This window comes from Mordavella massiliensis (assembly GCF_016901695.1).
GTDB lineage: Bacteria > Bacillota > Clostridia > Lachnospirales > Lachnospiraceae > Claveliimonas > Claveliimonas massiliensis_A.
In genome coordinates, this window is the sequence record NZ_JACJKS010000001.1 from 167,728 (window position 1) to 190,754 (window position 23,027).

Below are 23,027 nucleotides of genomic sequence, written 5' to 3' on the forward strand. Positions count from 1 at the left end.
GTAAAAAACCTCATAGCTAAATTTATTTTAACAGTATTGCCGGGCATAATCAAGCTAAAAACTCCTCCAGTATCTCCCGGATCCGCACCTCCCGGGATGCCTCCTCCTGATCCCTTCCCGCCTCCCGGCGGCGGGATGCGGCTGCGGCGGGACGCCGGCTCCTGTCCGGTTCCGCAGCTTCCTTCACAGGCACATCCGCCGGCGCGCTCTGCGCCTCCGTCCGCAGGTCTCCCCGAAAATCTTCCCGCGGCTCTTCCTGCAGGTCTCCCCAAAGATCTTCACGCACCTCTCCCCGGACAGGCGTCCCCGCCTGCCGGACAGGTTCGGCCCGGACGGCTGCCTTCGCCCCGGCGGCCGGTTCCATCCGGCTCTCCTGCCCTCTCTGGGCCGCGGCCTCCTCTATGGAAATCTCCCCTGGCGCAGCCTGCGAAGCAGACACACCTGGCAGGGGCCACCCCTCCTCCGGGCAGGGGATCGCCTGCTCCAGCTCCTGCCGGGCGGACTCCGCCTTCGCCTCCTGCGGCGGCGCCATGGCCTTCCATTCCTCTTTCACTTTGCCGGCCTGCATTTTCTCATAGCGGTGCGCGCAGACGTTTTCCAGATGATCCACCATATAGTTGCGGATCACCGTCATCTGATACCGCTCGTCCCCCGTCAGTTGGAAGAGGAAGACAAGGACCGCCGCCCCGGCCCCGCCGGCCGCGTACTGAAGCACCCCGTCGGACATGCCGTACACCCCGTACCAGGCGCCGGCCCCGGCCAGCCCGAAGAGAAGGCACAGCCACACGCCCGCCCGCTCCAGCCTCCGCCATGTGTGGAGCTTAAGTCCCGCCGTCCTGTATTCATGGAGGTATTTCTCCACGAACACCTCCACGTTCTGCACCCGGTCGCTCACCATGCAGGCGTGCTCAAACCGGGCTTTTACCAGGCGGATCAGGGGATGGCTGCTCTTGCCCATATTGCCTGCGGCGCGCACCAGCCGGCGCAGGGAGGCGCCCGCCAGGATCTTGCTCACCACGCCCACAACGGCGGCGCCTCCTATCAGGATCACTATCATATGTCTGTCCAGTACCATTTCCAACATGCTTTTACCCTCCTTCTATGGTTCTGATTATACTCAGATCCCGGAGGGACACCAGCAAAACCGTTCTGCACATTCCGACCTGCCGGCAGGGGGAACCGGTCGTTTTCCCGCGGATCCTGACGGCCGCCCTACAGGGACTCCTCCTGTATTTTCGGGAGAAGGGCCCTGACAAGCCTTACGTTGTGGACGATCGCCTTCTTCTCAAAGGCCGGATAGTCCTCCGTGGCGCTGTTGTCGGCTTTGTCCGAAATAGCCCGGATGATGACGCACGAAATATGGTTGAGGTACGCCGCGTGGGCGATGCCGGCCCCCTCCATCTCCGTGCAGAGGGGATCGAACAGCCGCTTGATCCGGCTCTTCACATCCGCATCCGAGATGAACTGGTCGCCCGACACGACCCGCCCCACAAAAGTGCGGATATCCGGGTTGGCCTCCTCGTTGGCCTCCCGCGCCAGTTCCACCAGGCCAGGATCCGCCGGGAAGGAGAACACGTCCATCCGGGGCACCTGCCCCGCCGGGTCGCCGAAGGTGGTGGCGTCCATGTCGTGGTAGAGGGCGTCCGTGGATATGACGATGTCCCCGATGTCGATCCGGGCGTCCAGCGATCCCGCGATCCCTGTGTTGATGAGCGCGTGCACACCGAACACAGACGCCAGGATCTGGGCGCACAGGGCCGCGTTCACCTTCCCGATGCCGCTTCGCACCACCACGGCCTCCTTCCCGCACAGCACGCCTTTCACAAAGGTCATGCCGGCGATCTCTTTTGTCTCCTGCACCTGCATCTCTTCTTTGAGCGCGGCGACTTCTTCTTCCATGGCTCCGATGATTCCGATCATTTGTATATCCTCCGTTTCACAGTCCTTTTTCAGCGTATCTATTATAGCGTGGACGGGAGGGGTTTGCAATGTGCGGGGATTGTTTTTCCCGCTGTTTTATGTTATGGTTACTGCAGATGGCAGACGCAGGGCGCTGTCCCCTATGTCCGCAGGTATTCATCCGGATCTTTCTATCCGTATCTACTGCTTATCTTTGCCCGGATCGGGCAGGTATCCAAGCGAAAAACATCTTACTGTAAACGAAAATAAAAAAGCATTCTGCCGTCTGTTATGTTACAATAAAAGTACGACAAGGAGACAGTTCCTGCACTTGCTGGAAAGGGAGGGCATATTGCAGGAAAAGGACAAAAGAAACCGCAGTCCGGGGCATTTGGAGGACCTTGCTCTCAAATCGGCCGCCGACTACTTTGGCGACGAGATGATCCACTGGCTTGGGATCCGGGAAAAGGCGCTCCGGAGCGCGCCGACAGAACTGGTGGAGCTGGAAACACGGCATATGTACGAGGATTTTCTCTACGAGATGGAAAACGGCCTCTGGTACCATTTTGAATTCGAGAGCGACTCCGTCTCCTCCGCGGACCTGAGACGTTTCCGCGAGTATGAGGCTTCCACCGCGCGGCGCATAGGCGCGCCGGTCATCACGTACGTTATCTGTTCTTCCGCCGTGAAACATCTGAAGGACAGCATCACGGAGGGGATCAACACATACCGGGTCCGCCTGATCCGCCTGAAGGACGACATCTCCGACAACGTCTTTGCACGGTTCGCAGGCGGGAATGCGCCCGCGCCGACACGGGAGGACATGATCCCGGTACTTCTCTCTCCTCTCATGGCCGGTAAAATGGCGCAGCCGGAGCGGATCCTGCAGGGCATCCGGATCCTGCGGTCCGCAGAATCCGCGTTTGATCCGTCAGAGATCCGGAAAATGGAAGCAATTCTCTATGCTTTCGCAGTCAAATTTCTGAACAACGAAGATCTGAGCAAAGTGAAGGAGGCGATCGTTATGACAAAACTCGGCCAGATGATATGGGAGGATGCCGTGAACCAGGGCAGGGAAGAGGGGACGCAGCGATACAGCCGTCTTATCCTCCTTCTGGATCAGGAGAAAAAGCCGGAGCTGATCATCAAAGCCGCCTCGGATCCCGAGTACCGGGAATCCCTCTACAGGAAATACGGGATTTGATTTCTCCCGGCTTTTCTGCTATAATTCCCTCGACAAGATCAGGCTTCTCCCGCCCTGCAGTTCCCTGCGCGGGAGAGCACAGAAGATGAGGAGGTCTTTCCATATGATACAGTTCAAACCCCAGGGAGTCTGTTCCCAGATGATCCGCGTGGAGCTGGACGGCGACACGGTTAAATCTGTAGAATTCACAGGCGGCTGCTCCGGCAACACGCAGGGTGTCGCCCGCCTTGTGCAGGGCATGAACGTAGACGAAGCCATCTCCCGGATCGAGGGGATCCGCTGCGGCTTCAAGCCCACCTCCTGCCCGGACCAGCTCGCGAAAGCGCTGCGGATGGCGAAGGCACAGGCACAGTAAAAAGAAATATACGGACATTGGAAAGAGAGGGCTCACCGCCATATATGTGGCAGCGCCCTCTCTTTCGTTTGGTTTTTCTTTTTTTGTTGTGCGTTCTCTTATGTCCTGCCGGACTGCTGTATCCGCTGTTTCACGACGGCTTTAGCCCATGCGGGCCTTTGTGACGGCTTATCAACGTAAGGAAATTCTTGTATTTTTTCATTCTTTTGTTTCCTTAAAGTGCACCGCAAAACAGCAGATGCAGCAGCCCGGCAGGATGGGATTGGTAACCCCCGCAGGGGACACGATACATGATCGTGTTTCTTGTTCTCTTGGGTTTTTTGTTTTTGTTTTTTTTACTTAGGTTTCTTCGTCTTCTTCAGGCGCATTAGGGTTGGCTTCATGGATATAGAGACCGTCCGTGTATGAGCTGCTCATGTCGTTGCCCGCTGAATGAATGCAGCGCACCCGGTAGTACCAGTCTCCCTCCACTTCCATCCGCCTGCTTGTGCTGACAGAATAGGTGTTTTTGTTCTCCTTGTGCCAGGAGTCTACAAACTCCCATTCTCCGTCCTCATCTTTGATTCTTTCAACCATAACCGAGACTTGTACCGACTCAACGTCATGCTGAGCGATGGTTGTCCCGCCTGCATAGAGCAGTTCCGGACCCATCTCCCGAATCTTGGAGTAGCCTGCCTGCAGATCTGCCCCCCGCGTCATCGCGCCTGCAATACCTGTGCTCTCGCTCTCCCACGTCAGGTAGGAGCCGTCTATTTGAGGCCCGCTTTCATTAGCCTTGCTCTGGAGTTCTGTCGTAATGGTAAGGCCCGCCACCAGCATGGCTGCAAAAAGCACAGATATTAGTCTTTTTTTCAAGTTTATCCCTCCTCCTTTTGTTCTGCTTTTCTTTCCATATAATAAGACACATGAACTTCCAAAAACTGACGCGTTTTTTACAAAAAATGTAAATTATCCAAAATTTCTTCCAGATCTTCTTCTGTCATTATGCCGGTAAGCTGATAATGCACATCTTTGTAGTCGAAACTGGCACTGTATTCCGTCTCTTTTGTCTGTTCTATCTCATATTTCTGAACTGTGACTTTCGTCTTTCCCAAGTCATATATATACTCTTTGATCAGCCCGTCCTCAATATCGTATCCCCACGCCCCATCACTATGAGAGATATTGATGATATATGAGAGAGTCTTATCCTGCTTCAAATATAGAATAAAGGCTGTTTGAAGTTCTTCATCTAACTCCATATAAGAAAACTTTATCTCTTCCGATCTCTGTACAATTCTCACCGGATCAATCCCAAAAACATCCTTTATCTCCTGATACGCCTGTTCTTCCAAATTTTCTCCCGAATTAACGGTATCTTCCTCATCCGAATTTACTTTCGTCATCTCCCTGTCCCCAATCGCCTGCTTTAGCACCTCCATCACCCTGGCCGGCCCGCCGACGCCCGTGATCCCCACGGCAGCCACGATCGCTACCACTGCGGCGATGCCGGCGGCGCGCTTGAAGAAGCGGGCGTGGATGCGGGACGCCTTCGATCCTTCCCGCTCCCGCTGGATCTGCCGTCCCAGGCGCAGCGCCTCCTGATCCTCCGGGGAGAGGCGGCCGTATGCCTGCTGCCGCTCGTAGGCTTCGATCTTCTCATAGAGCTTTTCCTTCGCGCTGTCATCGGGCGACAAGCCGGCGAGCTCCGGGGACTTCGCCAGTTCCTCCTCGATCTGCGCCGCCTCCCGGTCCAGTTGCTCCTGCATGAACGCGGCAAAGGCCTCCTCGTTCTTTCGCTCTTCCTCTGCATGTATCTTGCTGTTTTCTTCTCTCATGGATCTCCTCTCTGATCGCCTCTTTCACGGCGCGATCCACACTTTTTCTTGACCCCCGGCATCCATGCGTTTACAATTGTGATAGAACTATGAATCGGAGGAATACAGTATCATGAAACGTATTATCTTAACAGGCGGCGGTACCGCGGGACACGTCACCCCGAATATCGCTCTTCTCCCCCGGCTTCGGGAGTTACAGTATGATATCCACTACATCGGCTCCTACAACGGCATCGAGAAGGAGCTGATCGAACAGTTCGGGATCCCCTACCACGGAATATCCTCCGGAAAACTGCGCCGCTACTTCAGCGTACAGAACTTCACGGACCCGTTCCGCGTGCTGAAGGGATTCGGCGAGGCCAAGCGGCTCATCAAACTGCTGAAGCCGGACGTGATCTTCTCCAAGGGAGGGTTTGTATCCGTTCCTGTGGTCATGGCCGGAAAGAAGTGCAAGGTGCCTGTCATCATCCACGAGTCGGATATGACGCCCGGCCTTGCCAACAAGCTGTCCTTCCCCTCCGCCGCAAAGGTGTGCTGCAACTTCCCGGAGACCGTGGAACTGCTCCCCGCCGACAAGGCGGTGCTGACCGGCTCCCCGATCCGCCAGGAACTCCTGGAGGGGGATGCGCAGAAGGCCCGGGACTTCACAGGACTGACGGAAGACAAACCGGTGATCCTTATCATCGGGGGAAGTCTGGGTGCCGTGGCGGTCAACAATGCGGTGCGAAGCTGCCTGCCGGAGCTTCTGAAGGACTTCCAGGTGATCCATCTGTGCGGCCGCGGCAAGCTCGACCCGACGCTCAATAACCTGAACGGCTACGTGCAGTACGAATACATCAAGGATGAGCTCAAGGATCTCTTCGCCCTGACGGATATCGTCATCTCCCGGGCGGGGGCCAACGCCATCTGCGAGCTCCTGGCCCTGCACAAGCCCAACCTCCTGATCCCCCTGTCTGCGAACGCAAGCCGCGGCGACCAGCTCCTGAACGCCCGCTCTTTTGAGCGGCAGGGCTTCAGCATGGTCCTGGAGGAAGAGGAGATCACGGATGAGAAGTTCCTCTCCTGCATCCGCCAGTTGTATGAGAACAGGCAGTCCTATACGGACGCCATGTCACGGTCCCGCCAGCAGGATTCGATCGATACCATCATCGATCTGATTGAGGCTGCTGTCAATGGCCGGTAAAAGGTTTGTGAAAAAACAGGTGTCGAAATGACACCTGTTTTTACGTTCTATAGATATGGTCATATTCTTCCCTGTAATGTTTCTTTATCCAGTTCTTAGCCCTGTACAGCATGCTCTGAAAGCTGTCCAGGCTCATGCCCATGCACGCCGCCACTTCTTTCTGCGGTTTCCCCATACAGTACACAAGCGTCACCGCGTCAAACCATCTCCGGCTTTTCCGGTAGAGGGCGCCAAGGATCGTGTCCGCCGACCGGATCACTTCCCGCCTCCACAGCCTGGCAAAGAAGATATCCTCACTGCTCTCCTCTGATCCGAGGCTGCCTTCCTCGTCTTCTTCCATGCCAAGGGACGTACTGCGGGCGATGTCCCGTATGTGATTGAGCGCCATGTTCTTCGCCGCAGTGAGCAGCCACTTCCTGGCATTCTCCACCTTTGTGTGCTCCATGTAGATGTAGTAGCGCAGAAAAGTCTCCTGCATGATATCTTCTGCGGCATACCAGTCTTTCAGATACAGATATGCCGTCTGGAAGACGAGATCCTTATACGCATCGTACACCGCTTCAAAGCCGGGTCTTCCCATAAACTCTGTTCCCACATCATTTTCCTTTATCTGCTGTTAATCCGGGCCCGGAGACTACTGTTCCCCGCTCAGCTTCTTCAGGATCTCGTCCCGGTCCTCATCCGTGAGCGTCCCCATCTTCCAGCCAAGGCCCACGCCGTCGTTCTCATAGCGGGGGATCATATGCATATGGAAGTGGAACACCGTCTGTCCTGCCGGCTCCCCGTTATTCTGCACCAGGTTGTAGCCGTCGCACCCGAGCACGTCCTTCATGCGGGACACGATCTTCTTTGCCACGGGAAGGACCTTTGCCGCCACCTCATCCGGCAGGGCGTAGAGGTCCGCGTAGTGCTCCTTCGGAAGCAGGAGCGCGTGTCCCCTCGAGGCCGGCCCCAGATCCAGGATCGCCCGGAAGTCGTCGTCCTCATAGATGGTCGCAGAGGGGATCTCCCCGTTTGCGATCTTGCAGAAAATACAGTTGTCATCTCTCATTTTCTTTTCCTTCTTTCTTTAAAAAATGGTTTAAAAAATAGTGATTGAATATTTCATCCGCCGATGCTAAACTGGTTGTCCAGAAAGGGCGGTGATAAACGTTGTTCACCTCTGCAGATTACGACAAACTACAGCATTTAATGGCAGAAAACGCGGAAAACCGCGCGCTTCTGGAGAAGCTTCTGTCCGCCCACGAGGAGTCCGTCGCGGCCATCAGCCATGAGATCCGCAATCCCCTGACCCTCGTGTACAGCACGCTCCAGCTTCTGGAGACAAGGCATCCGAAGATCACCTCGGACAAGTACTGGCAGTCCATGCGCCAGGATGTGGAGTACATGCAGGCGCTGCTGACAGACTTATCCAGCCTGAACCACAGCCGCTCCCTGCGCCTGTCCGCGTTCTCCTTCCGCGCTTTCATGGAGGAGCTTGTCCTCTCCTTCGCCGCTTCCTGCGCGGACGGCCCTGTAACGTTCACGTCCCGCCTGGACCCTGCCCTCCCCGTCATCCGGGGCGACCGGATCCGGCTGCGGGAAGTATTCCTCAACCTTCTGCGCAACGCCGGAGAGGCGGTGGACGGCGCCGGCTCCATCTTCCTGGACGCCTCCTTCCTGCCCGCCGGGCCTCGCGCCGGGGACGGACCTTCCGCGCCGGGGGAAGCCTGCATCCTCGTCACGGTCCGCGACACCGGCTGCGGCATCCCGAAGGAACAGCTTTCCCATATCTTTGAGCCCTTCTTCACCTGCAAGCCGAACGGCACGGGGCTTGGCCTGGCTATTGCCGACCGGACCGTAAGAGCCCACGGCGGCCGCATCCTGGTCCGGTCATCTGTACAGGCCGGAACCGAATTCCGGGTCTTTCTTCCGGTACAGGAGCACGGACAGGAGAAACCCGGCGGCCAGTCCGCCGATGTGGGCGAAATTGTCAACGCCGGAGCTGGTGAACCCGTAGTACAATGTGAGGGCGATCATGAGCAGGATCCCCTGCCCGGAGACCGTTCCGATCCGCCCGTGGTTGCGAAGCGCAATGTACAGAAGCGCCCCGATGATCCCGAAAATGGCGCCTGACGCCCCTGCGCTCACCGCGTACTCCCCGGTCCTTATCTCCGCGAACGCCGAGAGGAGGTTGCCGCAAAGCCCGGCCGCAAAGTAGAGGAGCAGGAACTTCAGCTTCCCCAGGACAAGCTCCAACTGCCAGCCCATCACTCCCAGCATCAGCATGTTGTTGACCAGGTGGGAGAACCCGAAGTGGAGGAAGATGGACGTAAACAGCCGGTAGTATTCGCCCTCCTTTAGGAGCGGCACATACATGGCGCCGTTTTGCAGCATATAGTATGCGTCCTCCGTCATCCCGCCGAAGCTGAGGAAGATAAATACGGCAGCATTCAGGGCGATCAGGGCGATGGTGCAGGGTGCTTTTTTCCGGTACATACTCTCTTCCTTTCTTCCCGGCTGCGCGCCGCGCAGGGATGATGATCGGTTATGCTTTATTATAGCATAAAGCGCCCCTGTCTGGATACGGTTGTTCTAAAAACCGTGTATAGAAAATCACCTCTCTCACAGTTCCTCCTCGTCTATATAGATCCCGTCCCAGTCCCTCCATCCGGGCTTCCTGTGGCGGCGCAGGAAATCCCGCACCGGGTGCCACATATTCTCCGTCTCCCGCATGATGCTGCTGCCCGCCTCCTGCCGGGCGATCCAGTCGTGCTCCGCCGTGTCATAGGGCAGGGCCTCCTCCTGTTCCGGCGCGGACGGCTGCTGCATCTCCTCCAGCTTTTTCGTGATCTTGTGGAGGCTGTAATTTTCCCGCATCGTCTCCCGGTGCAAAAGGAAGGAGGTCCGCACGCTCTCGTCATCCCGGTAATCCGTCCACTGCACAAAGGACTCAGTCAGGCTGTGGAACGCCTCCCATATATTCCGGCCGCCGGCCGGCCAGTAGCAGAAGCTGTAGACCCCGTCCTCCCAGAAGATGTACGCCGGATCAAGAAGCAGCCGGTCCGGGCAGAGCAGGTGGCTGTTCACCTCCTGTATGACGCCGAGGAGGTCGGAGATGAACTGCAGCATCTCTTTTCCGCTCATTTTCGCCTCCCTGTATTTTGTCTTCATGGAGATCTTGCCGCTGACCTCGTACTCATACACGCTGGCCCCGTCCTCGCCGCGCCCCCGCACGGGCAGAAGACCCCGGACCGCATTTTCCTCCAGCATGCGGATCTGGTAGTCCTCCGCGTATTCCCCGGATCCCTCCAGCACGAGCACCGCGCCGTCCAGCCCCCGGCGCACGTCGGCGTGCCTGATCCCGTATTCCCGTTCCATCTCTTCCATATCCATCCTCCCTCTTCCTCATCCTGTCAGTCTGCGCAGATCCCGGATGTGCTCCTCCGGATCCGTCACCGCCGCCCGCTGCTCCACCTGCAGGTGCAGCCCTCTGCGCACGGCAGACGCGCGGACCGTGATCTCTTCCTCCCCGACTTCTATCTGTGCCTCCGCGCCCGGGAAAAAGATGCACTTGCCCCGGATCCTATCCCGGAACGCCTGCTGCAGAAGGGCGGCGTCGGCCCCCTCCCGCTCCCTGGCCTTCGTGCTCCCGATCACCGCCGTCTCATAGGCGCAGGAGGAAATGATATTCTTGTCATGAAAATAAAATAAAAGCAGCAGGCTGCTCACAAGGATCAGCCCCACCAGCGGCATGAGAAAGGCCGCTTCCACGGTAAGGCTCCCCTTACATGTACGGTTTCGTCTTCTCCTCATCGTCCCGCCTCCTTCCCGGACATGCGCCCTTTTCTCCCGCTACGGCCCCGCGTACTCCGCCGCCAGGAAAAACAGGAAGCCCGCCGTGACAAACGGCGCCATGGGAAGGGCCGCCTTCCGGGACCAGCGCTTCCTGGCCAGACAGATGCAGGCGGCACAGGCCAGCAGGACCCAGGCGGATGCCAGCACTTCCATGAGCTGCCAGAAGCCGAGGTAGAGCCCCAGCACCGTCACCAGCCAGCCGTCCCCATAGCCCACCGCCTCGCGCGTAAGGCGCGCGGTCAGAAGGAGCATCGCCCCGGCCAGCGCGCCCGCCGCCGCGGCCGGCCACCAGGCGGCGCCTTTTACGACGGTACACCCCGCCGCCAGGATCCCCGCCACAAGAAGGACAAAACCGGAGATCCGGCGGAACCAGATGTCATAGACAGAGATGCCAAGAAGAAAGGCGAGACAGATGAGATGCTCCGCCGTCAGAATCTCCCCCAGCCTTTCCACATCCAGCCACCACGGTCCTATCCGCATTTTGAACACGCCCCCTTCCCCACCGCCTCGGACAGGGGCAAGGCGTACACCGTCCGCTTCAGTCCGCTGCAGTTCAAGCTGCTGTGATACTTCTCCCCGTAGTCTGTGACATAGACAAGGCCGTGGGCTTCCCCGTGCACGCAGCCGCTGCAGGGGTAATACTTTCCCTGGCTTTCATTGCGAAGCCCGTCCAAGGCGGACGCCGGCACCATCTGGATGGATAGTTCCAGGTAGGTGCAGTGGTAATCCCTGTGGTAGACCATCCCTGTCTCCGTGACATACACGGTCTCCTCCTCTCCTGTCAGGAGCCCGGCCTTCTCATACCCGGTCCAGCCCTTGACCCGCAGGCTCTCCTCCATGGGGACCGACACCCCGCCAAAGACAGGCAGGGGCAGGCGGACCCGGTAGGCGGCCTCCAGTTCCATGATCCCCGTCACCATGGACATGCGGGATCCCTCGCAGCGGATGCCGCCGCTCCCGCTCTCCACAAGGCTCCGGTCCAGCCTGTCCGCGCCGGCCGCCTGCACCAGGTCCTGCTCTATGCTGCCCGGCAGGAGGAACGGTTTTGCATAAGCCGTCTCCGCCGCCGCTTTGCCCGCATACTGCAGGCCGCAGCGGATGCTCGTCCGCACCGCCGTCACCTCCAGCATGCAGCACAGGGCCAGCACCGCGAAGAAAAACAGGGGCAGGGCCGCTGCTGCCTCCACGGTAATGCTGCCGCAGAACATACAGCGCGCGGGGACACAGAGGGACGCCCTCTTTGCGAAGATGCCCTTTCGGGCGTGTGAGGAAGTAAGATGGGAATGAAATATAATATCCGGGAACAGCATGCCAGTCTCCTTTCTGAAAATAGATCATGGACTAAGAGGGCGTCCCTCTGTGTCCCCCGCTGTGTCAGTTGTAACCAAAATACGTTGAAAAACGGTAGGAGATCCCCCTGCGGAGGCTGCACCTGCTGTCCAGCTCCAGCTTTGTGATGCAGTGATCGGCCCGGAACCAGTCCAGCCCTTTCTCCGTGCGCAGGTCCATCTCGATCAGGTCCAGGCTTCGCATGGCCGCCTCCCCGGTCCCGGTCAGGAACAGGAGCATCTGGATGTAGTCCCTGTAAGCCATGCCGCCCGTGGTATCTTTCCCCTCGTTCCACTCCTCCCCGTCCCCCAGCTTCAAAAGGGAGGACAAGGTTAGCTGCCAGCTCTCGCTGTCCTTGACAAGGGGGACCTTGCGGCCTCCCAGGAGCGCCCGGATATCCACGATGCTCTCCCCGAAGGACCAGGCAAACAGGATGGCCTGGGTGACCGCCTGGATGACGGCCGGCACAGCCAGAAGGGCGCACAGGGTGCCTGCCATGGCGGACGCCTCCGCCTTTCTCACGCTGTCCGTCTGGATGTAGGCGAAGTTGGCCGCCAGGCGGATGAGCAGGATCTTCTGCACGGCGGCCTCCAGATTTTCCCGGTCCGAAGCCTTCCCGGCAAGGATGTACTCCAGCTCATAGGCAAGCGGCCCAACCGCCTCCTCCCCGGAACCGTCCCCCTCCGGGACGGCGCAGGAGAAGTGATCCAGCAGGTAGACGCCCAGGGCCAGCCTGGACGCCTCCCCCTGCTCTGCCACGTCATCAAAAGAACCGTACCCGCTCACCAGGCTGCGCCTGGAAGGCTGCCCGGACAAATCTGTCTGCTTATCCGACACCTGCCTGTCCCGGGGCATGACCAGGGACAGAAGGGGCGACTTCCTGAGCCCCTCCACGTGGTCCAGCGGATTCTCCTCTTCGGGTAGCTGCTGCTCCTGTTCTTCCAGCAGCGAGGCCAGATGATCCTCCCCGGCCTGCTCCTTCTTCCTGTAGTCCTCCGCTGCCTGCTCCTGTCCGCCCCAGATCTGCGCGTTCCCCAGGAGGCCTTCCAGCTTGTCAAGCCCGTACCGGTGCCGCACCCAGTCTTCGACCTGCACAAGGAAGGGACTGCCGCCCCGGTCCGTGAGGATCTCAAGCCGGGTGATGTCGTGCTCCATGCTGCCCGCCCCGTAGAAGGCAAGCCGTCCCGTCACCTTCTCCTCACCCCAGGAGCCGCTCTCGTAGCTGCCCTCCAGCGCGAACAGATCGTACTCTTCCAGAAGCTCCCTCTGGTACTCGGCAAAGACCGACTCCAGCGCCCGGTTCACATCCGCCCTGCGGTAGTTCTTGGCAGACTGGATGGAAGCGCTCTCCAGAAGGGAGCCCGCAAAGGAGATGAGCAGGATGAAGATAAGCGCCAGAAAGGCCGTCATCTCCCCCCGCAGGGCTTCTCCCCCGCCTCTATATGCCCGCGCTCTCACTTGTGATCTTCTCAAAGATCGTCTGCACGAGGCTGGTGAGCTGGGATTTGAAAATGATCACAAGACCGATCAGGACCACCAGGATCAGGATGATCTCCACCACGCCGACTCCTCTTTTCTCCCGCAGGACATGCATCAGGTAATATATTCTCCACATACTGTTTCCTCCTTCTCTTCTCTCGTTTTTGTTTGTGCTTTTCCCTAGAGGGGGATGGATAAAAAGGCGGGCACGATCACGATGACAAGCACCACCGCCAGCATGAGGAACATAGGCAGGAGCAGCTTTGTCCCCGCCTCCTCCCCCCGGCGCTTCGCCAGGGCCTTCCTCTCCTCAAAGGCGTGGATCCCCTCCAGCCGCAGGGCGTCCGCCAGCCCCTTCGTCCCTTTGCGCAGGTTCTGGGACAGAAGCGCCCCCAGCTTCATGTACGCCTGCAGGGCGCACCTGCTGCCGAAGTTCTCGTAGCACTCCTTCTCCGGAACACCGCCGCACATCTCGTTCCAGGCGGCGCACATCTCCTCGTAGGCAGCCCGGGTTCCGGATGTCTGCCTCCTTTGCTGGTAATCGTCCACGATCTTCTTCCAGGCGCTCTTGCTGCTCATCCCCGCCCCCAGGAGCAGGTTGAGCTGACTTACGATCTGGGGATAGTCCAGCATCATCTGCTGCCGCCGCCTCTCCCCCTCCTTCTTCTCATTCTGCTTTTCCAGGCAGACAAGGAGCGCTGCTGTCAGGATCCCCATGACAAGGACCACCCCGCCCCGGGGATCCATGGGAAGATGGTAGCGGATCTCCTTCCCGCCGACCTCCTCCGGCAGCCGGACAGACTCCTTCGTGCGGTTCCCGCCGTCGTACGTCCGGATCTCCTCCCGGATCCGCTCCAGCAGCTCCTCCCCGGCCGTCCGCTCCGGCTCAAGGATCCGGACGCTGACCGCGTGGACCGCCTGCTTCTTTGGATCCTCCGTGTAGGTAAGAAAGGCCCGGAGTCCGACGAGCACGCCGTCTGCCTCTTCGGCCAGCGCCTCCTGAAGCGCGCCCGCCTGGATCTCCCCTGTCACGTTCATCACATCATACCGGTCCAGCTCCCATTCCACCGTGACCGGCAGGTCCGGTATCTCCGTCACCAGATCCAGGTCCGCCGTGACGTGGTCCAGATCCCTGTTCTCTCCCAGGATCCGTGTCTCCAGCTCCTTCCCGGCGCGGGAGAAGACCTGCTGCAGCTCTTCCTCTGTGTACTGCCTCTCCCCCACCGTCACGTCAAGGGGGCCGTCCGCCCGCTTCCCGTCCACCGTGACGTCCAGGCGCACGTCCCTGTCCCCCTGCCCGTAACCGTTCCTTCGGATCTGCGTCTGCTCCCCGGCCGCGCGCTGCGCGTCCAGGATCAGGAGCGCCAGGGACAGCAGGAAGGTCAGAAGAAGGACAAGCAGGATCAGATTTCGATATTTACAATTTTTTGCCCGAGATAGCAGGCTCCCAGATAGACGGCCAGACATGCGCTCATCACTCCCGCTCCCGCCAGATTCCCGTACAGCGCCCCCATGAATTCCGGAAAACTCAGCTTCATATAGGCGATGATCCCGAAGGGGATGAAGGACATCACCCGGAACTCGTACTTCCTCGCAGCGAGGATCGTATCGATCTCCCGCTGCATCTCCATCTTGTCCCGGATCTGTGAAATGGAGTCGCGGATCACGGCCAGGGAGTCGCCCCCGCTCTTCTTTGCGGTGACGAACACGCTGACAAAATTCCGCACGTCCTCCTGGTCCACCCGCCTGGCCCAGCCGGTTAGGATCTGGTCCATGGGGATCTGCAGATAGATCTGGCGTATCATGTAGTCAAACTCCCTGCATATGGGTGTTTGTTCATTATAAAGTATACTTATATCTTTTTTTGTTTCTTTCATGGCGTTTTCCAGCGAATATCCCACATGAAGGGACGCTGCCAGAGACCGGATCGCCTCCTGAAACTGCACGGCGAATTCCCGTTTCTTTTTCTCCGTGCACTGGAGTTCCCAGTGTCTCAGATAGAGCAAGACGCCCGGCGCGAATACAAGAAAGGCCCGAACGGACTCATAGTAGAGCCAGGCGATCACCGCGAGATACCCCGCGTACTGCAGGACGGCCAGCACATATTCATGGGGCCGGATATCCTGCCGAAAGTAATTTTCCCGTGTGGGAGAGCGGATCTTTCTTCGCCCACTTCCCCGTGACGGTCCCTCCCGGTCCCGTCCCCGTCTCCTGAAATTCATAGAGACAGCCTGTCTGAATCTCCCCGTCCGCATAGTCCAGCACCTCCACGATCTCCAGTACTTTTCTGCTCTTGTCCCGCAGCCGCCCCACATGGATGATGATATCGATGGCGGAGGCGATCTGCCTCTGGATGGCTGCCAGCGGGATGTCCATCCCCATGAGCACCATGGTCTCCAGCCGCCGCAGCATATCCTGCGGGCTGTCGGAGTGTCCGGTGCTCAGGCTTCCCCGGTGTCCGGTGGACATGGCCTGGATCATATCGATGGTCTCCGCGCCCCGGACCTCCCCCACGATGATGCGGTCCGGCCGCATCCTGAGTGCCGTGCGGATGAGCTGACGGATGGTGATCTCCCCCGCCCCCTCCATGTTCGGGTTCCTGGCTTCCAGGCGCACCAGATTGGGCGCCCCCAGGATCTGCAGCTCCGCGTTGTCCTCGATGGTGATGATCCGCTCCTCCCCCGGAATGAACTGGGACAGGGCGTTTAAAAGGGTCGTCTTCCCGGACCCCGTCCCGCCGCTTATAAAGATATTGTAGCCGGAAACGACCAGTTTTTTCAGGAAGGCGGCCATCTCCTCGCTGAGCGCCCCGAGGCGGACCAGGTCCTGCATGGTGATCTGCTCGGCCGGAAATTTCCGGATCGTCACCACCGGGCCGTTTAAGGCCACCGGGTAGAGGACCACGTTGACCCTCGAGCCGTCCGGCAGCCGGGCGTCCGCGATGGGCACCGACTCGTTGACCATCCGGTTGGCCCCCGCCACGATCTGCTGGATCACATCCTCCAGCCTGCTCCGGGAAGGAAAGCGCTTGTCCGTCATGGTGATCCTCCCCTTCCGCTCCACAAAGATATTCTGCGTCCCGTTGATCATGATCTCCGTGATCTCCTCATCCTCGATCAGATCCTGCAGAAGGTCCAGCTTCCGGAACGCGTTGAAAAGCTCCCGGCCAAGTTCCGCCTTCTTCTGCAGCGGGATGTACTCCCTGGCGCTCTCCTCGTCCAGCACCTGAAAGATCAGCTCCGTCAGCTCATCGTCCCCGATCTCTCTTGACAGGTCCAGCCTTGCCAGGACTTTTTCCTGAAGCTGCTCTTCTTCTGTCACATCGTATCACCCTCTCCAGTACGTGCATGTATCCCGCCTGCCCGAGGGAATCCTCAAACTGCCGGATCTTGGAGGCGGCGGCAGGGTCATCTGCCACGGGCATGTAGATCTCATCGCAGACTCCCAGTATGCTGTAAAGTCCCTGCACGCAGTCCCCGATATCCAGCACAAGGGTGTCGTAGATGCTCGTCCGGAGCACCTCGTCAAAGAGCCAGAGCCATTCGCCCGGCTTCACATCCCGGATGTCTTCCGGTATGACTGCCGGCGGCACGTAGTCCATGCCGTCCATCCTCCTGACAAGTCCCGCCAGGACAGACGCCATCTTTTTGGACTCCTGCCTGACATAGTAGAGAAGCACCGACATGTTCCGGTTCCTCTCCTCCGGGAAATAGAGTCCCGCCCCGGCGAACGCCTCCAGATTCAGGTACAGCACGTTCTCTTCCGCGGCCAGTTCCCTTCCCTTTCTCAGGGCCATCCCTGTCTGCCCCAGCCGGTGCACCGGCGAGTAGAACCCCAGGATCCGTCCGGTTCCTTTCTTCCGGATCCCGAGAAACGCCGCGTCTTCCCCTTTTGCCAGAAGCTGCACAAGACGCATGCACACCGCCTCCCCCGACTGGTACTTAAAGATGGCGTCCTCCTGACCGCTGTCCCGCTCCGAGGCGAGGACAAAGATCTTATCCGCCTCATCCCCGCTGACTGTGCAGGCATCCGACACCAGCAGGACATCGACCGCGTCCTGTCCGCCTGCTTCCCTGATCTGTCCGGGACTTCCACATGTTTTTACTTGAAAGGCAAGTTCCCGTTTCCCGTTCAGAAAGGCAGCAAGGCGGGCGGCATACTCTGTCTCGGGGTCGCAGATGACCAAATTTCTGCTGCTCACATACAACCTCCTCACATGCTTTCCCGCATGTTCATTCATACATTCCTTACAGTTCCCTATTCAGTTGTGTCTTTTGTGTTTTTGAAATTCTCTGCCGATACGGCCTTGAATCACAGAAACATCCGTCAGATTTCCAATAAGATCGATCAGATACAAGTTATGAAAACTTGTATGGTGTATTATAGACCTGGTCTCCCGAAATGTCCATAGCCTTTTTCAAATTATTTTTTCTTTGTGAAATTCTCACAAAGATTGGTAGAGCATGATCCCGTAAAGGAGCGCAACCCCCGGAATTCCGAGCATTCCGGACGTCAAAAACGAGACCGGTCCAAGCCCCACAGACAGTTTGACGCCTCGGGAGTCAAGAAAATAATTTACAAAGAAAATGATTGCCATCCCAACGAGCGCCCGCACAAAAAAGTTTACGATCCATCCCCCGCGTAGGGAAACATCCCTGTCCTCTGTCACAGCGCAGCCTCCGTCTTTTTTACATATATATTGGCTCCTCCGGGTATGATATTCCCATTTTCCGGCTATACTGGAAATAAAGAGAAACAACCACCGGAGGTGACGCCCATGAGACTGTTCCAGCGGGGAAGAGCAGCGGAGGAAGATATCTACCGGAGGCTCTCCTTTGACCGGGAGAACTTCGATCTCGCCGCGGAGATCGCGCAGGCCAGGCAGGAGATCGAGAACGCCTACAACAACTTCCAGAACGCGAGCGACCCGGATCTCATCGACTGCTATATCTACAGCGGCAACGCCGCCTGGAAACGATACTGCTTTCTCCTGCGGCAGGCGAAGGCCCTGGACGCGTAGCAGGCCGCAATCACCGGAAATGCCAAAAAGAATGCCGGACCACATGATAAAGAGGGATAAGGAACTATCTAACGGCTGACAGACAGGTTGTAATAACAGAAAGCGGGTATATCACGAAATGCGGTATATCCGCTTTGTTACGCAATAGAACGCCGTTTTTGAGGGATTGAATATAAACACCTTACCCCTCTGTTTTCGAGCCCGCAAAGCCGTATAAATCAAGGCTTTTTTAACCCCTAAATGACCACAAGACACCTATGATAGATAGAGGGCGCAAGCGGTCTTTCCGTTTGCGCCCTCTTGTCTGCCTGTGAGCAAAGACGGGAAAAGCCGTCAAGGGCGCGAAGCGTTCATCTTGACCCTTGACGGCTTTTCTTGGCTTTGCTATTTCCTCATAAGGTCAAGAAAAGTTTGTCGACATAGCGGTATTTATATTTATCCGAGAAAAAATAAAAGAGCCGATAACCGCATTTTGATCTGCGTGTTATCGGCTCTGCGTCTGTGCGTCTGGCTCTTTGATAACTGTGGTATTCAGATGTTTTACATTGATTAAAGTCTCTTGTCTACACTTAGGACAGAACAGCGGAAAATATTTTAGTTCTGTGTCCCCACGGATTTTCAGCCTTGTCTTATTTCCGCAAACAGGGCAGCGCAACCATTCTGAAATCACATTTTCCATATCAGTTATCCTCCCTGTCGTAATACTGATTTTTAGGGAGTGTCTTTATGAGAATAAATGAATAAGTAATAGTAATTGCAAACAGTACCAACTGGAAGATGATACGCTTTTCTATCGTCAATCCTACCACATTTGCAAAAACACTTGTGATGTTAATTGCGGAGTGCGTAATTATGCAAGGGAACAAACTACCGCCACGATAATAAAGAATGACAAACAGAAAACCAATCGCAATCGCCCCTGTAACTTGAAGTAAGTTTTCTGCTATTCCCGCACCACTGCCATTCACCAAGTTTAATAAATGTCCCAAACCAAATGTAACACTTGAAATGATAATTGCCGTTTTTACATTGTCTTTTGCTATCGCTTTGAAAAGCAGTCCTCTAAAAATAACTTCTTCTAAAAATCCAACCCAAAGCATACAGGCAATATAGCAGACAGTTCCTGCCAAGTTCAAATTAAACGCCGCTCCGTTCCAAAAATTTCTTGTGGCTAAAATTATCAAGGGAATATAGAACAGAAAGCGGCTGGCAGATATAGGAGATTTGCAAAGCCCATATCGTTTTAGTAAGTTATTTTTTCGAATAAAAACCAAGAGGATCACGGACTGTAATATAGAAAAAATTGCACTTGCAGAATATTCAACCCCTATTTTTTCATTTAGTGGATTGGCTAAAGATTGCAGCACACAATAAATCACAATCCACACAATCGCAAAAGTCAGTTCGTTTTTTTCGTATAGTTTTCTCATTTCGTTTCCTCCTGTGTTGCTAATATTGCCCCTCTGTAAGCCCGTTCTAAATGAGATTTTATGAGTTCTTCATCATACTCCAAAGAATTGTTGGCTATGATACTCGCATATCCGTGAGCAAATAAAAAAACTGTCAAAAAAATTTCTTTCACTTGCTCTATACTTCCTCCGACTGCTCCTTGCATTGCCAAAAGAACAGGCGCAAGTTCTTCGGCATCTATCATTTCAAGCAAAGTCGTTCCATTAAAAAAGTTCGATTGAAAAAGGAAGCGGAACAAATGCGGTTCTTCAATCGCAAAGCGGATATAATTCAACCCAATTCCAAGCATAACGCCTTTCTGCGGGCTTTTAATATTCATTAGATATTCTGTATGATAGTCGTCTGCTTTTGCATAAGCCGCTTTTTTCAATTCTTCAATCGTTGCAAAATGGTACATGACTGGCTGTGTGGAGCAGTTCAGTTTCTTTGCAACAGTTCTTGCATTGATGTTTTCCGCTCCTGCTTCACGGGCTATCTCAAAAGCAGCGTCAATAACCATATCTTTTGTCACTTTTACTTTTGGTGGCATAAGTACTTTCCTTTCGAAAAATCATTAATGTTATATAACAATGATTATATATCAAAACTCAATGAATGTCAATAGGGTTAGGAACATTCTGTGGAGTGTTTTGAATAGGCTTTTCTGAAGTTTTTTCAAAAACTTTCTCAAAACTTTGGCAAAATCGCAAAGTGCGGTGTTGTATATAGTGAGGGACAAAGTGCAACAAAAGCCGCTTTTCGGACGGGATATTGAGTGAGAGAACACAAAAGGGTTTGGGATTTTCCCAACAAGAGAAAATGCGGCGCATTTTACGGAAAGGGTACCCCTTTCCTATGCTTGCTGCGGAAGAAGCAAGCGGCAAATGGGTACTCATTTGCTGTGCTTGCTCCTTACTCAAGACAAGGAAAGGACGGGAAAGGAATGGAAAGGAAACAAGAAATTGAATACAACGATTTGCTACCGAAAAAGGGCAACCCGCTGAATGAAATCGTTACATACAAAGTTGGCGGCACGCTTTATGAAGTGTCAACGGTTTGCGGCGGCTCTGAACTGCTCTATGACAAAATGAAACGGCTCATAAAATCGGAAACCGTGAAAACGCCTGCTGACAAAGAAAAGGAAGTCCGCTATAATGAAGATAACAACCTGTTTGTCGGGCGTTCATTACAGGAGGAATGAACAATGACAACAACGAAAAATTATCCCGACAACATTACCGCTTTATATGCCCGGTTAAGTCAAGAGGACGCGCTTGATGGGGACAGTAACAGCATTGTCAATCAGAAAAAAATCCTTTTGCAGTATGCAGAGGACAACGGTTTCCCTAACCCGACTTTTTTCATTGACGACGGCGTTTCCGGCGTAACTTTCGATAGACCCGGCTGGAATGAAATGATAGGGCTTGCGGAAGCGGGAAAGGTCAAAACGGTTATCGTCAAGGATATGTCCCGCATGGGGCGTGATTATCTGAAAGTCGGCTATTACACCGAGAGTTTCTTTGCCGAGCGTGATATTCGCTATATTGCAATCAACGACGGTGTGGACAGCGACAAGGGCGACAACGATTTTACCCCATTCCGCAACCTGTTCAACGATTTTTATGCACGCGATACAAGCCGGAAGATCCGAGCGATACTTAACGCAAAGGCAAATGCCGGAGAACACATGGGGAAACAGCCTTACGGATATTTGAGGGACAAGGACAATCCGAAACAATGGGTTGTGGACGGAGAAGCCGCCGAAGTAGTCAAAAAGATTTTTGCGCTGTGTGTAGACGGGAAAGGTCCTATGCAGATTGCAAGAATACTGCAAAAGGAAAAAGTTTTGACGGTAAAATCTTACTATGCAAAATGCGCCGGAAAGCCTTTGCCGGATAATCCGTATTTATGGGACGCAAACTCTGTTTCCAAGATTTTAGCGCGTTTTGAATACTGCGGACATACGGTCAATTTCAAAACCTATTCCAAGTCAAACAAACTGAAAAAGCGGTATGAGAACACGCCCGAAAACCGCCGGATTTTCCGCAATACCCATGAAGCAATCATTGACGAAAAACTCTTTGAACGGGTGCAGGAATTAAGGGCGAGCAAACGCCGCCCCGCCAAGCAAGCGGAACGGCAAGGGCTGTTTTCCAACTTGATTTTTTGCGCTGACTGCGGTGGTAAACTACACTTCCATACGGCAAGCAGTTTGACGCCCTCGCAAGACAGTTACCGCTGTTCCCGTTACAAGAGCAATACGGGAAGTTGCACCGCCCATTATATCCGAGAGGAAACGCTGAAACGGATTGTCCTGCAACGGATTTTTGATGTAACCGCTATGTTTTTCGACGACATTACTTCGTTTCGTGATGTCGTATATCAACAGCGTTTTGAGAACACGGAAAAGGATATGAAGCGGCGCAAGAAAGCATTGGAGCAGGCAGAAAAACGGATAGCCGAACTTGACCGGATTTTCAAGCGGATTTATGAAGATGATGTAAACGGAACAATCAGCCACGAACGGTTTTTGAAATTGTCTGCGGAGTATGAAGCCGAGCAGAAAGAATTGACGGAGTTTGTTTATGCAGAGCAAAACGCTGTTCATATCTTCGAGCAGGACAAGGCAGACTTTGACAACTTTGCCGCCGTCATTCGCAAGTATGTGGGCGTGAAAGAATTAACCCCTACGATAGTGAATGAGTTTGTGAAGAAAATCATAGTCCATGCGCCGGACAAGTCCAGCGGCCACCGCCGACAGAAAGTACAGATTGTTTGGAACTTTATTGGGGAAGTAAATCTTCCTAACGACAGTCAAGTGATTGAACGGCAAAGAAAAGGCAGAACGGCATAGCCACACGCTATGCCGCCCTGCAAGATACGATTACTTCCTTATCACTACTCAAGACATGATCCGGCATTCCTTTTTTCCTGTCTTACAGTTCGATCTCGATCTTCCTGCCCGTGCGCTTATAGGGGTGATACTTCACGCCCGCTGCGTCAAACATGCGCATGGAGGCGGACACGGAAGGAGTCCCCTCATACTTGTTGCAGTCGTAGATGACCTCCTTGATCCCGCTCTGGATGATCGCCTTGGCGCACTCGTTGCAGGGGAAGAGGGACACGTACAGCTTGGCGCCTTCCAGGCTGCCGCCCCGGTAGTTGAGGATCGCGTTGAGCTCGCTGTGCACCGTGTACACATACTTCGTCTCCAGCGGGTCCTCCCCCTCCCTGTTCCAGGGGAAATCCGCATCCGGGCAGCCGATGGGCAGCCCGTTGTACCCCATGGACAGGATCTTGTTGTCCTGGCTCACAATGCAGCATCCCACCTGGGTGTTCGGATCCTTGGACCGCAGCCCCGAAAGCATCGCGACCCCCATGAAATATTCGTCCCAGCTGATATAGTCCTCCCTCTGATTTGCCATAAAAACGCCTCCTCTTCCGCATTTCTCCTG

The 23,027-nt window shown here is 55.5% G+C and carries 28 protein-coding genes and 1 pseudogene; 7 read left to right on the forward strand and 22 right to left on the reverse strand.

What is annotated here, in order from left to right; translation table 11 throughout:
- Window positions 1-49: 49 nt before the first annotated feature.
- Window positions 50-1,084 carry a hypothetical protein gene (locus H6A20_RS00845; protein WP_204905260.1) on the reverse strand — a complete coding sequence of 345 codons (1,035 nt, stop codon included), beginning with the start codon at window positions 1,082-1,084 and terminating at the stop codon, window positions 50-52.
- Window positions 1,085-1,212: 128 nt separating this feature from the next.
- Window positions 1,213-1,920, reverse strand: a complete 708-nt coding sequence (locus tag H6A20_RS00850) for a 5'-methylthioadenosine/adenosylhomocysteine nucleosidase (RefSeq protein WP_204905261.1) — start codon at window positions 1,918-1,920, stop codon at window positions 1,213-1,215.
- A gap of 370 nt (window positions 1,921-2,290) precedes the next feature.
- Between H6A20_RS00850 and H6A20_RS00855 the strand changes: the two genes are divergently transcribed.
- Window positions 2,291-3,103: a hypothetical protein gene (locus H6A20_RS00855; RefSeq protein WP_204905262.1), complete on the forward strand. Its 813-nt coding sequence runs from the start codon at window positions 2,291-2,293 to the stop codon at window positions 3,101-3,103.
- 103 nt (window positions 3,104-3,206) lie between these two features.
- Entirely contained in the window at window positions 3,207-3,458 is a 252-nt protein-coding gene (locus H6A20_RS00860) for a TIGR03905 family TSCPD domain-containing protein (RefSeq protein ID WP_207750343.1), read from the forward strand.
- A gap of 339 nt (window positions 3,459-3,797) precedes the next feature.
- On the opposite strand, the gene H6A20_RS00865 is transcribed toward H6A20_RS00860, so the two are convergent.
- Window positions 3,798-4,313, reverse strand: coding sequence for a DUF6147 family protein (locus H6A20_RS00865; protein ID WP_204905263.1), 516 nt, complete (start codon window positions 4,311-4,313; stop codon window positions 3,798-3,800).
- Between the two features lie 77 nt (window positions 4,314-4,390).
- On the reverse strand, window positions 4,391-5,275 hold the full coding sequence (locus H6A20_RS00870; protein WP_204905264.1) for a DUF4367 domain-containing protein: 885 nt from the start codon (window positions 5,273-5,275) through the stop codon (window positions 4,391-4,393).
- Between the two features lie 112 nt (window positions 5,276-5,387).
- Between H6A20_RS00870 and H6A20_RS00875 the strand changes: the two genes are divergently transcribed.
- Entirely contained in the window at window positions 5,388-6,458 is a 1,071-nt protein-coding gene (locus H6A20_RS00875; RefSeq protein ID WP_204905265.1) for an undecaprenyldiphospho-muramoylpentapeptide beta-N-acetylglucosaminyltransferase, read from the forward strand.
- Between the two features lie 40 nt (window positions 6,459-6,498).
- On the opposite strand, the gene H6A20_RS00880 is transcribed toward H6A20_RS00875, so the two are convergent.
- Window positions 6,499-7,053: a sigma-70 family RNA polymerase sigma factor gene (locus H6A20_RS00880; RefSeq protein WP_204905266.1), complete on the reverse strand. Its 555-nt coding sequence runs from the start codon at window positions 7,051-7,053 to the stop codon at window positions 6,499-6,501.
- A gap of 39 nt (window positions 7,054-7,092) precedes the next feature.
- Window positions 7,093-7,509 (reverse strand): HIT family protein, encoded by a 417-nt coding sequence (locus tag H6A20_RS00885; protein ID WP_204905267.1) that lies wholly within the window; start codon window positions 7,507-7,509, stop codon window positions 7,093-7,095.
- Between the two features lie 140 nt (window positions 7,510-7,649).
- On the opposite strand from H6A20_RS00885, the pseudogene H6A20_RS00890 reads away from it, so the two are divergent.
- Window positions 7,650-8,318, forward strand: a pseudogene (locus tag H6A20_RS00890) (ATP-binding protein); the annotation flags it as partial.
- Window positions 8,319-8,330: 12 nt separating this feature from the next.
- Here the strand turns inward: H6A20_RS00890 and H6A20_RS00895 are convergent.
- The 12 genes from H6A20_RS00895 to H6A20_RS00950 all read right to left on the reverse strand — a co-directional run bounded on the left by H6A20_RS00895 (window position 8,331) and on the right by H6A20_RS00950 (window position 17,772).
- Window positions 8,331-8,936, reverse strand: a complete 606-nt coding sequence (locus H6A20_RS00895; RefSeq protein ID WP_204905268.1) for a rhomboid family intramembrane serine protease — start codon at window positions 8,934-8,936, stop codon at window positions 8,331-8,333.
- A gap of 126 nt (window positions 8,937-9,062) precedes the next feature.
- Entirely contained in the window at window positions 9,063-9,827 is a 765-nt protein-coding gene (locus H6A20_RS00900; protein WP_243426074.1) for a DUF6382 domain-containing protein, read from the reverse strand.
- A gap of 18 nt (window positions 9,828-9,845) precedes the next feature.
- Window positions 9,846-10,253 carry a TadE/TadG family type IV pilus assembly protein gene (locus H6A20_RS00905; RefSeq protein WP_204905269.1) on the reverse strand — a complete coding sequence of 136 codons (408 nt, stop codon included), beginning with the start codon at window positions 10,251-10,253 and terminating at the stop codon, window positions 9,846-9,848.
- Between the two features lie 39 nt (window positions 10,254-10,292).
- A complete protein-coding gene (locus H6A20_RS00910) occupies window positions 10,293-10,775 on the reverse strand; it encodes a prepilin peptidase (protein ID WP_204905270.1) in 483 nt (160 codons plus the stop codon).
- Window positions 10,766-11,503, reverse strand: a complete 738-nt coding sequence (locus H6A20_RS00915; protein ID WP_204905271.1) for a pilus assembly protein — start codon at window positions 11,501-11,503, stop codon at window positions 10,766-10,768. Before H6A20_RS00915 ends, H6A20_RS00910 begins: the two co-directional genes overlap by 10 nt.
- 166 nt (window positions 11,504-11,669) lie before the next feature.
- Window positions 11,670-13,082, reverse strand: a complete 1,413-nt coding sequence (locus tag H6A20_RS00920; RefSeq protein WP_338106527.1) for a DUF5702 domain-containing protein — start codon at window positions 13,080-13,082, stop codon at window positions 11,670-11,672.
- Entirely contained in the window at window positions 13,063-13,239 is a 177-nt protein-coding gene (locus H6A20_RS00925; protein ID WP_204905272.1) for a Flp1 family type IVb pilin, read from the reverse strand. The genes H6A20_RS00920 and H6A20_RS00925 overlap by 20 nt, the downstream gene beginning before the upstream one ends.
- A 44-nt stretch (window positions 13,240-13,283) precedes the next feature.
- Window positions 13,284-14,570 (reverse strand): hypothetical protein, encoded by a 1,287-nt coding sequence (locus tag H6A20_RS00930; protein WP_243426075.1) that lies wholly within the window; start codon window positions 14,568-14,570, stop codon window positions 13,284-13,286.
- Window positions 14,507-15,325, reverse strand: coding sequence for a type II secretion system F family protein (locus H6A20_RS00935; protein ID WP_204905273.1), 819 nt, complete (start codon window positions 15,323-15,325; stop codon window positions 14,507-14,509). Before H6A20_RS00935 ends, H6A20_RS00930 begins: the two co-directional genes overlap by 64 nt.
- Window positions 15,210-16,424, reverse strand: a complete 1,215-nt coding sequence (locus tag H6A20_RS00940; RefSeq protein ID WP_204905274.1) for an ATPase, T2SS/T4P/T4SS family — start codon at window positions 16,422-16,424, stop codon at window positions 15,210-15,212. Before H6A20_RS00940 ends, H6A20_RS00935 begins: the two co-directional genes overlap by 116 nt.
- Window positions 16,351-17,304: a P-loop NTPase family protein gene (locus H6A20_RS00945; protein ID WP_204905275.1), complete on the reverse strand. Its 954-nt coding sequence runs from the start codon at window positions 17,302-17,304 to the stop codon at window positions 16,351-16,353. The genes H6A20_RS00940 and H6A20_RS00945 overlap by 74 nt, the downstream gene beginning before the upstream one ends.
- 243 nt (window positions 17,305-17,547) lie before the next feature.
- A complete protein-coding gene (locus tag H6A20_RS00950; RefSeq protein WP_338106528.1) occupies window positions 17,548-17,772 on the reverse strand; it encodes a pro-sigmaK processing inhibitor BofA family protein in 225 nt (74 codons plus the stop codon).
- A 108-nt stretch (window positions 17,773-17,880) separates the two neighbouring features.
- Between H6A20_RS00950 and H6A20_RS00955 the strand changes: the two genes are divergently transcribed.
- Window positions 17,881-18,123 carry a YaaL family protein gene (locus H6A20_RS00955; protein ID WP_204905276.1) on the forward strand — a complete coding sequence of 81 codons (243 nt, stop codon included), beginning with the start codon at window positions 17,881-17,883 and terminating at the stop codon, window positions 18,121-18,123.
- Between the two features lie 484 nt (window positions 18,124-18,607).
- Here the strand turns inward: H6A20_RS00955 and H6A20_RS00960 are convergent, their stop codons facing one another.
- From H6A20_RS00960 to H6A20_RS00970, 3 genes are read right to left on the reverse strand one after another with little or no spacing between them, the layout of a single operon-like run.
- Window positions 18,608-18,802, reverse strand: a complete 195-nt coding sequence (locus H6A20_RS00960; RefSeq protein ID WP_087168412.1) for a cysteine-rich KTR domain-containing protein — start codon at window positions 18,800-18,802, stop codon at window positions 18,608-18,610.
- Window position 18,803: 1 nt separating this feature from the next.
- Window positions 18,804-19,553 carry a CPBP family intramembrane glutamic endopeptidase gene (locus H6A20_RS00965; RefSeq protein ID WP_204905277.1) on the reverse strand — a complete coding sequence of 250 codons (750 nt, stop codon included), beginning with the start codon at window positions 19,551-19,553 and terminating at the stop codon, window positions 18,804-18,806.
- Entirely contained in the window at window positions 19,550-20,122 is a 573-nt protein-coding gene (locus tag H6A20_RS00970) for a TetR/AcrR family transcriptional regulator (RefSeq protein WP_204905278.1), read from the reverse strand. The genes H6A20_RS00965 and H6A20_RS00970 overlap by 4 nt, the downstream gene beginning before the upstream one ends.
- Before the next feature lie 225 nt (window positions 20,123-20,347).
- Here H6A20_RS00970 and H6A20_RS13475 point away from each other — a divergent pair, with 225 nt between their 5' ends.
- Window positions 20,348-20,773 (forward strand): hypothetical protein, encoded by a 426-nt coding sequence (locus tag H6A20_RS13475; RefSeq protein ID WP_243426076.1) that lies wholly within the window; start codon window positions 20,348-20,350, stop codon window positions 20,771-20,773.
- A 3-nt stretch (window positions 20,774-20,776) separates the two neighbouring features.
- Complete coding sequence (locus tag H6A20_RS00980) at window positions 20,777-22,426, forward strand: recombinase family protein (protein ID WP_204905279.1); 1,650 nt, start codon at window positions 20,777-20,779, stop codon at window positions 22,424-22,426.
- A gap of 82 nt (window positions 22,427-22,508) precedes the next feature.
- Here the strand turns inward: H6A20_RS00980 and H6A20_RS00985 are convergent, their stop codons facing one another.
- On the reverse strand, window positions 22,509-22,997 hold the full coding sequence (locus tag H6A20_RS00985) for a deoxycytidylate deaminase (protein WP_204905280.1): 489 nt from the start codon (window positions 22,995-22,997) through the stop codon (window positions 22,509-22,511).
- Window positions 22,998-23,027: the final 30 nt, after the last annotated feature.